This window comes from Bradyrhizobium sp. NBAIM03 (assembly GCF_020194055.1).
In the GTDB taxonomy this organism is placed as follows: domain Bacteria; phylum Pseudomonadota; class Alphaproteobacteria; order Rhizobiales; family Xanthobacteraceae; genus Bradyrhizobium; species Bradyrhizobium yuanmingense.
This window is the reverse complement of sequence record NZ_JADYVS010000085.1, coordinates 1-1,352: the sequence shown is the minus strand read 5'-3', so window position 1 is coordinate 1,352 and position 1,352 is coordinate 1. Positions and strand designations below refer to the sequence as shown.

The 1,352-nt window shown below is 63.2% G+C and carries 1 protein-coding gene; it reads right to left on the bottom strand.

What is annotated here, in order from left to right; genetic code table 11:
• Positions 1-470: 470 nt before the first annotated feature.
• Positions 471-1,214 carry an IS21-like element helper ATPase IstB gene (istB, locus tag I6F21_RS37495; protein WP_225184354.1) on the bottom strand — a complete coding sequence of 248 codons (744 nt, stop codon included), beginning with the start codon at positions 1,212-1,214 and terminating at the stop codon, positions 471-473.
• Between the last annotated feature and the right edge of the window lie 138 nt (positions 1,215-1,352).

Here is a 1,352-nt window from a genome sequence, read left to right as displayed (position 1 = left end):
GAAGCGTTAGCGTAGCCGCCGCTTCGTGGCGGCTGCGGTAGATGGACCTCTCTGTTCAAATCCTGTGCCAACCGCGACAGCTTGATCAGTAAGGGATAATTTTTCAAGGAAGTGTACCAAACCGACAAGGTCATGTTCGAACGTAATGTCGCAAATCGGACTAAGTCTCGTTTTGGAAGCCTTGGGGGATCGTTTGGTGCTGAGCAATGCGGCCTGGGAGGTTTGGCTGATCATAAACGGCCTGATCAGGAGGGTGCGGATTCCGATGATCTCGCCCGGGTGTACCGATTTGATCTCGCCCGGGGCGCGAGGCGTTCTGGCTGTTTGGTTTCTGGCATCGGTGAAGCCGCGGGGTCAACCTTGAATCGCGGCTTGAGGCCCTTCTTCGTCTGCTGTTGGTCTGCTGTGGGCATGTGGGCAACGCTCTTTGCGTTGTCCAAGCGCAGCGGCATGTCCACAGCGCCACTGGCTCAGGCCTTTCGATCGGGTTTGCGGGTTCGCCGCAGGCTCTCGCCGTTGAGATCGATCCGGTGGGCGTTGTGGACCAGGCGGTCGAGGACGGCATCGGCGTAGGTGGGATCGCCGATCAGCGCGTGCCATTGATCGACGGGGAGCTGGCTGGTGACGGTGGTGGAGCGGCGGCCGTAGCGGTCCTCGAGGATCTCGAGGAGGTCGTGGCGGGCTGCGGCGTGGAGCGGCTCGAGGCCCCAGTCGTCGAGGATGAGCAGATCGATGCGGCCGAGCGCCCGCAGGAGCCGCGGGTGGCGGCCGTCGCCGCGCGCCAAAGCGAGATCGGTGAACAGCCGCGGGACACGCTGATAGAGCACGGAGCGATTGTCGCGGCAGGTCTTGTTGCCGAGCGCCGAGGCGAGCCAGCTCTTGCCGACGCCGGAGGGCCCGCAGATCAGCAGGTTGGCGTGGTCGTCGATCCATTGGCCTTCGACCAGCATCGTCAGGAGGCTGCGGTCGACGCCGCGCGGGGTGCGATAGTCGATGTCCTCGACGCAAGCCTGCTGGCGCAGCTTGGCGTATTGCAGCCGCTTCGATAGCCGCTTGTCGCGTCGCAGCGAGGCTTCGCGTTCGAGCAGCAGTGCGAGCCATTCGGCATGGCCGAGGCTTGCGGCATCGCCGCCGGCTTCGATGTCGGCAAAGGCCTTGGCCATGCCATGAAGGCCGAGCGCGTGGAGTTGATCGAGGGTCGGATGCGTGAGCAAGGCGTGATCTCCTAGTGTCCCGAGTCACAAGTTCGCAATTGTAGATTTGCGTTAGATTCGCGCCGCTGTGGCAGACTGGAGGCTGCAACAGCGACGGAGGATCCGATGGCGGCCGAGCGACTTGCGCCCTTGATATTG